Consider the following 6,485-nt stretch of genomic DNA (forward strand, 5'->3'; position numbering starts at 1 on the left):
CCGTTCATTAACAAGGCATGAGCGGCTTTCTCATATATGAGTGGTTTACTTATTCGCAAACGTATTCAACAACGTTGAGGCCAAACCCCGATAAGGCATGATAACGCTTTGAGCTAGAAGAAAGTAAACGCATGTCTTTTACGCCCAGATCCGCCAAAATTTGTGAGCCCACGCCAACACGACGGGAAGTCCCCTGCCATTTAGCTGACGTTGGTGCTTCACCACGATCTTGACGTTCAAAGGCTGTTACTTTGTGAATAATGCTCTCTGGCGTTTCTTCTTTACCAAGTACCACCAGTACACCGCCTTCTGACGCGATACGTGTCATAGCATCCGTTAACGACCAACTGCGCTCAGCGGAACGATCAGAGTGCAACACATCCGTAAAAGTATCTTGTAAGTGAACGCGCACCAGACACGCCTCACCTGCTTTCACGTCGCCTTTTTGCAATGCATAGTGAACCTGATTATCAATGGTGTCACGGTAAGTAATTAAATCAAATTCACCATAATCTGTTGGCAACTTACACTTAGCAATACGCTCAATGGTCGTTTCATTGTTATTGCGATATTCAATCAGATCGGCAATCGTCCCTAGTTTAATGTCATGCTTTTCTGCAAACACTTCTAAATCCGGGCGACGAGCCATCGTACCGTCGTCATTTAAGATCTCAACAATCACCCCCGCAGGCTCAAAACCAGCAAGGCGAGCTAAGTCACACCCCGCCTCTGTATGGCCAGCACGTGTTAATACACCACCATCTTGAGCCGCTAATGGGAAAATATGGCCAGGTTGAACAAGATCTGCGGCTACTGCGTCTTTTGCAACCGCCGCTTCTACTGTACGGGAGCGGTCTGACGCTGAAATCCCCGTTGTCACCCCTTCTGCGGCTTCAATTGACACAGTGAAGTTTGTCGTAAACTGAGCGTTATTGTCCTGAACCATTGGAGGTAAACCCAAATGTTCACAACGCTCTTTTGTCATGGTTAAACAAATTAAGCCTCGGCCATGAGTTGCCATGAAATTAATCGCTTCTGGCGTAATTTTTTCGGCTGCAATGATCAGATCGCCTTCATTTTCACGATCTTCATCATCCATTAAAATAACCATTTTGCCTAAACGGATATCGTCAATAATCTCTTGCGCACTGCTGATCGCCATTTTAAGTCCCTATATAAATGCTTTATCCAAGAAAACCTGATCTTGCGAGAAGATCCATACTCACAGACGATGTCGACTGCTCTTCTTTATTGCCAATAACTAGTCGCTCTAAGTAACGGGCGATAACATCTACTTCTAAATTAACTGCACGCCCCACAGTAAAGCTGTCTATTGTTGTTTCACCTGCTGTGTGAGGCACAATCGTTAATTTAAAGGCATTTTTACGTAAATCATTCACCGTTAAGCTAATACCATCAACGGTAATTGAACCTTTTTCGGCAATGTATTTACCAAGCTCAGGTGGGTATTGAATCCAAAATTCAACCGCACGGCCTGTTTGGTTGCGCTCCACAACTTCACCAACCCCATCCACATGCCCTGAAACAATATGACCACCAAATCGTGTCGTAGGCAGCATGGCTTTTTCAAGGTTAGCTTTATCACCGACTTTATAGCTTGCAAACCCAGTACGCTTTAATGTCTCTAAAGATAAATCAGCGGTATAACTGCTTTCATTAAAATCAACAACAGTTAGACAGACGCCATTCGTTGCAATGCTGTCGCCTAACTTTACGTCAGACATATCTAACTTATCAGCAGACACCGTCACTGAAATATCATCACCTTTTGGTGTAATCGCAGTTAATGTTCCTACCGCTTCAATAATACCTGTAAACATTTTTTACCTTAATGCGTAAATGTTGCCGTGATCCGAATGTCTTTACCTACCATACGAACATCAGAAATATTCAACTCCAATACTTCTGACATCTCTTCAAGCCCAATGAGGTTAAGCAAACCACGGCTATCGGTCCCCATTAATTTTGGAGCGAGATATAAAATAAGTTCGTCCACTACCTTTGCTTTTACTAAGCTGGCTGCTAATGTCGCGCCCGCTTCCACCCATATATGATTAATATGGTGTTTGGCAGCCAGTTGATGAAGTAGGGCTATTAAATCAAATTCGTTATTTTCTGCCTCAGCCACAAGTGTCTCAACTGTCGAGGCCATCGAGTCAGAATATGGTCGCTCTGAAACAAGCAATAATTCCGATTCCGTATTAAATAACTGTAATTCAGGCTTAAGCTGCTGCTGTCTATCGAGAATAATTCGTGCAGGTTGACGTAACTTGCTCTGAGGGTAAAGCTTCTGTACTTCCTCTCCAAGTTCAGACCAGCGCACAGTCAAAGAAGCATTATCAGCCACAACGGTTGAGCTCGTTGAAAGAATAGCGCCTGACTTAGCTCGATAGCGTTGCACATCGTGCCTAGCTTCCGATGATGTGATCCACTGACTCTTACCGTTACTTAATGCGGTCTTACCATCTAAGCTTGCCGCTAACTTAAGCTGAATATAAGGTCGGCCAGATTCCATTTTTTTGATAAAACCTGGGTTTAGTTTTCGAGACGCTTGTTCAAGTAAGCCGATCTCTACTTCAATGCCCGCTTCACGTAGCATCGCAACCCCGCGACCCGCCACTTGTGGATTTGGGTCCACCATGGCACAAATCACTTTTTTCACACCAGCTTTAATCAGCGCTTCGGAACAAGGGGGAGTTCGGCCATAATGTGAGCACGGCTCTAACGTAACGTAAACTGTCGCCCCTTTTGCTTGAGCACCAGCTTGACGTAAGGCGTGCACTTCTGCGTGTGGCTCTCCTGCTTTGGCATGAAAACCTTCACCCACGATTTGATCATTTTGAGTAATCACACACCCTACATTTGGATTAGGTGCCGTTGTGTAGATGCCCTTTTGAGCCAATTTAATGGCTCGCAACATCATGGAGTGTTCAAGTTCAGAAAACATCATTATTTTTCAAGGCGAGCGATTTCTTCGCCGAATTCGCGAATATCTTCAAAACTACGGTAGACAGAAGCAAAACGGATATAAGCGACCTTATCTAGCTCTTTTAATTGGTCCATCACTAAATTTCCTATCATTTCTGTGGACACTTCACGCTCACCAGTTGCTCTAAGCTGGGACTTAATGGTATTCATCGCTAGTTCAATAGCATCAGCACTAACAGGGCGCTTTTCCAATGAACGCTGTAAGCCGCCTGATAACTTATCTTCGTTAAAGGGCTCTCTATTACCGTTAGATTTAATCACTTTTGGCATGACTAATTCCGCAGATTCAAACGTGGTAAACCGTTCACTACACGCTAAACATTGACGGCGACGACGTACTTGGTGACCATCAGAGACCAGCCTCGAATCAATCACTTTTGTATCGTTGGCACTACAAAATGGACAATGCATTATGCCTCCTTTTTATTTGCTTTCAGTTTAGCGGGATTTCTATTCTGGTTACAGCCCCTTACCTCGTTATCTCAGAAGAAATATTCCTAAAATAATAAAAAAGCAGTACTTCCCTCGAAGTACCGCTTTATTAGCATTATTTACTCAAAATTAAGCGTAAACTGGTAGACGCTTACAAATCTCAAGTACTTTCGCTTTTGTAGATTCAATAACAGCTGGGTTATTGATATCGTCTAGGATGTCACAAATCCAACCCGCAAGTTCTTTTGCATCTTCCTGCGTGAAGCCACGACGAGTAATTGAAGGGGCGCCAATACGAATACCAGAAGTAACAAATGGGCTACGCGGATCATTTGGAACGCTGTTTTTGTTCACTGTAATGTTAGCAGCACCTAGAGCAGCGTCCGCCTCTTTACCTGTGATCCCTTTATCAATTAGATCAACAAGGAACAGGTGGTTCTCAGTCGAACCTGAAACAATTTTATAACCGCGTTCGATGAACTCAGCTACCATTGCTTTTGCATTCGCTACAACATTTTGTTGGTAAACTTTAAACTCAGGCTCCATAGCTTCTTTGAATGCTACAGCTTTACCAGCGATAACATGCATTAGAGGACCACCTTGGCCACCAGGGAATACTGCAGAATTTAGCTTCTTGTAAAGATCTTCACCTTCATTAGAAAGAATCAAACCACCACGAGGACCCGCTAATGTTTTATGAGTTGTTGTCGTAACGACGTGAGCATGAGGAACCGGGTTTGGGTATACACCAGCAGCGATTAAACCCGCTACGTGAGCCATATCTACAAAGAAGTACGCACCCACTTTGTCAGCAATTTCACGCATGCGTGCCCAGTCAACAACTTGAGAGTATGCAGAGAAACCACCAATGATCATCTTAGGCTTATGCTCAAGAGCTAGTGCTTCCATCTCTTCATAGTTAATTTGACCAGCTTCATCAATGCCGTAAGGGATGATGTTGTACAGCTTACCAGAGAAGTTTACTGGTGAACCGTGAGTCAAGTGACCGCCGTGAGCAAGGCTCATACCTAATACTGTATCACCAGCATTCAGTAGCGCCATGTAAACTGCATTGTTTGCTTGAGAACCAGAATGTGGCTGTACGTTTGCGTATTCAGCACCAAATAGTTCACATGCACGATCAATCGCTAGTTGCTCTGCTTTGTCTACGTATTCACAGCCACCGTAGTAACGCTTACCAGGGTAACCTTCAGCGTATTTATTTGTTAGCTGTGAACCTTGAGCTTCCATTACACGTGGGCTTGTGTAGTTTTCAGAGGCGATTAGCTCAATGTGCTCTTCCTGACGTAAAGTTTCTTCCTGGATAGCTGAAAAAAGTTCCGCATCGTAATCTGCGATATTCATGTCACGTTTAAGCATCTGTATCTCCTGACTCAGATTTTGTGTAAATCCCAAAAAAAAAACACAACGACCAAAAGCAAACGTTTTCGTCACTCGTATTAGATGGGCGTATTCTACATAATTTGATTTGTATCAGGTAGCCTCAATATGGATTTTCTTCAAAATTAAGATGGCGATATCTCATGCGAGGCTTGAAGAATACTCATGTTTGACTATTTTTTACGCGCTGTAAAATAATGACTTTACATATTGTAAAGGTATAAATACAACGCTTAGCCACTGTTTTTAGAAGGTAACTGTTAGAAATACACCTTTTTATTTAGTATTGCGGGCCAATTATTATAGGAATGTCATACAAATGGAAAAACATAGCTACAAGGAAGATATTATTGCGATGCTCACCGGCTCTTTTTTAGTCGCACAAGGTGTTTTCTTCCTCCAATCGGCTAACTTACTGACCGGAGGCACCACAGGGCTTGCCTTATTGATTAGTCAATTCACCCCACTAAGCTTTGGCATTCTTTATTTTCTCGCAAACCTCCCTTTTTATGGCTTAGCGTGGATACGCTTTGGAAAGCAATTCGCTTTGAACAGTTTAGTCTGTGGCGCTTTAGTCTCGGTCATCACGGATCATTTAGATTTATTTATTACTTTGGATCGTATTAATGAGCTGTATTGCGCACTAGCAGGAGGCTTATTAATGGGTCTTGGCATGTTGATACTGTTTCGACACAGAGCAAGCTTAGGTGGATTCAATGTATTATGTTTGTTCATTCAAGATAAGTTTGGGATTTCCGTGGGTAAAACTCAAATGACCATCGATTGCTGCATCTTATTATTGTCTTTCCTATTTGTTCCTGCTTGGCTTATCGGTGTTTCTGTCTTTGGTGCTATCGTCCTAAACATTGTCCTAACTATGAACCATAAACCACACCGTTACCAAGTTAACTACGGCGTACCGAGCAAGTAAAAGATTAGACAATATGTTTCTGGATACCACAGTAGCCCTCTATGATGAATACGACTACTGTGTATCAAGAGAAAACTAACGCAAATATAAAGGCATTAATAACTCGTACAACTTGCCCATAAGAAAAATACAGCTCAAGACAGCTTATCTCTTTCTTCTGAATAGCCTCAAAACCATTTCTATCAACTTATCCCTTCTCCCCCCTTTCAGAGCTAAACTAGTGTTCACTTTCTCTCTGACCATGCACTAAATCCCTGGTTAACTCCGATATCGTAATCAGGATTCAAAAAAGTTCGCATTAAGAGTGTATTGCGGATAACTTTAACCACAATGTACGCTTGCCTACTCAATTGAGCTACCTTCGATATAAAAGGCCTAGATAAGAAAACAAACTAGAGACTCACAATACCTTCAGAGCGACATCGTTATTCAGTACTACTGAACTTGAAATAAGTAAAATGAGTTAAAGTGGGGATGAATAAAAACCAATCACTCCACTTTAAAAAAGAAACGAAGGTTTGATGTTTAAGTCTTAGATTAGCTCAATATAAAGATAGAATATCCGGCGTAGATATGGATTTTATTCAGACGTAAAAAAGCCCGACTCTTTCGAATCGGGCTTTTCCAATAAGTGGCGGAGTGGACGGGACTCGAACCCGCGACCCCCGGCGTGACAGGCCGGTATTCTAACCAACTGAACTACCACTCCGCA

6 protein-coding genes and 1 tRNA gene are annotated in these 6,485 nt (G+C 42.7%); 1 reads left to right on the plus strand and 6 read right to left on the minus strand.

Annotation, left to right across the window (positions count from 1 at the left end; translation table 11 throughout):
* Positions 1-49: 49 nt before the first annotated feature.
* The 5 genes from ribBA to glyA all read right to left on the minus strand — a co-directional run bounded on the left by ribBA (position 50) and on the right by glyA (position 4,821).
* Positions 50-1,162, minus strand: a complete 1,113-nt coding sequence (gene ribBA / locus MHO82_RS21840) for a bifunctional 3,4-dihydroxy-2-butanone-4-phosphate synthase/GTP cyclohydrolase II (protein WP_239187858.1) — start codon at positions 1,160-1,162, stop codon at positions 50-52.
* Positions 1,163-1,184: 22 nt separating this feature from the next.
* Positions 1,185-1,841, minus strand: a complete 657-nt coding sequence (locus tag MHO82_RS21845; RefSeq protein ID WP_239187860.1) for a riboflavin synthase — start codon at positions 1,839-1,841, stop codon at positions 1,185-1,187.
* An 8-nt stretch (positions 1,842-1,849) separates the two neighbouring features.
* Positions 1,850-2,944: a bifunctional diaminohydroxyphosphoribosylaminopyrimidine deaminase/5-amino-6-(5-phosphoribosylamino)uracil reductase RibD gene (gene ribD, locus MHO82_RS21850; RefSeq protein WP_239187876.1), complete on the minus strand. Its 1,095-nt coding sequence runs from the start codon at positions 2,942-2,944 to the stop codon at positions 1,850-1,852.
* A 26-nt stretch (positions 2,945-2,970) separates the two neighbouring features.
* Positions 2,971-3,420, minus strand: a complete 450-nt coding sequence (gene nrdR, locus MHO82_RS21855; RefSeq protein ID WP_239187862.1) for a transcriptional regulator NrdR — start codon at positions 3,418-3,420, stop codon at positions 2,971-2,973.
* 150 nt (positions 3,421-3,570) lie between these two features.
* Positions 3,571-4,821 (minus strand): serine hydroxymethyltransferase, encoded by a 1,251-nt coding sequence (gene glyA / locus MHO82_RS21860; RefSeq protein WP_239187864.1) that lies wholly within the window; start codon positions 4,819-4,821, stop codon positions 3,571-3,573.
* Between the two features lie 340 nt (positions 4,822-5,161).
* Between glyA and MHO82_RS21865 the strand changes: the two genes are divergently transcribed.
* Complete coding sequence (locus tag MHO82_RS21865) at positions 5,162-5,773, plus strand: YitT family protein (RefSeq protein ID WP_239187866.1); 612 nt, start codon at positions 5,162-5,164, stop codon at positions 5,771-5,773.
* A gap of 632 nt (positions 5,774-6,405) precedes the next feature.
* On the opposite strand, the gene MHO82_RS21870 is transcribed toward MHO82_RS21865, so the two are convergent.
* Positions 6,406-6,482 (minus strand) — tRNA-Asp (locus tag MHO82_RS21870).
* Positions 6,483-6,485 lie beyond the last annotated feature (3 nt).

Source organism: Vibrio sp. Of7-15, assembly GCF_022347565.1.
GTDB lineage: Bacteria > Pseudomonadota > Gammaproteobacteria > Enterobacterales > Vibrionaceae > NORP241.

Coding starts and splice junctions, on each gene's coding strand:
- ribBA (WP_239187858.1), bottom strand. CDS start 1,162: ATGGCGATCAGCAGTGCGCAAGAGATTATTGACGATATCCGTTTAGGC.
- MHO82_RS21845 (WP_239187860.1), bottom strand. CDS start 1,841: ATGTTTACAGGTATTATTGAAGCGGTAGGAACATTAACTGCGATTACA.
- ribD (WP_239187876.1), bottom strand. CDS start 2,944: ATGATGTTGCGAGCCATTAAATTGGCTCAAAAGGGCATCTACACAACG.
- nrdR (WP_239187862.1), bottom strand. CDS start 3,420: ATGCATTGTCCATTTTGTAGTGCCAACGATACAAAAGTGATTGATTCG.
- glyA (WP_239187864.1), bottom strand. CDS start 4,821: ATGCTTAAACGTGACATGAATATCGCAGATTACGATGCGGAACTTTTT.
- MHO82_RS21865 (WP_239187866.1), top strand. CDS start 5,162: ATGGAAAAACATAGCTACAAGGAAGATATTATTGCGATGCTCACCGGC.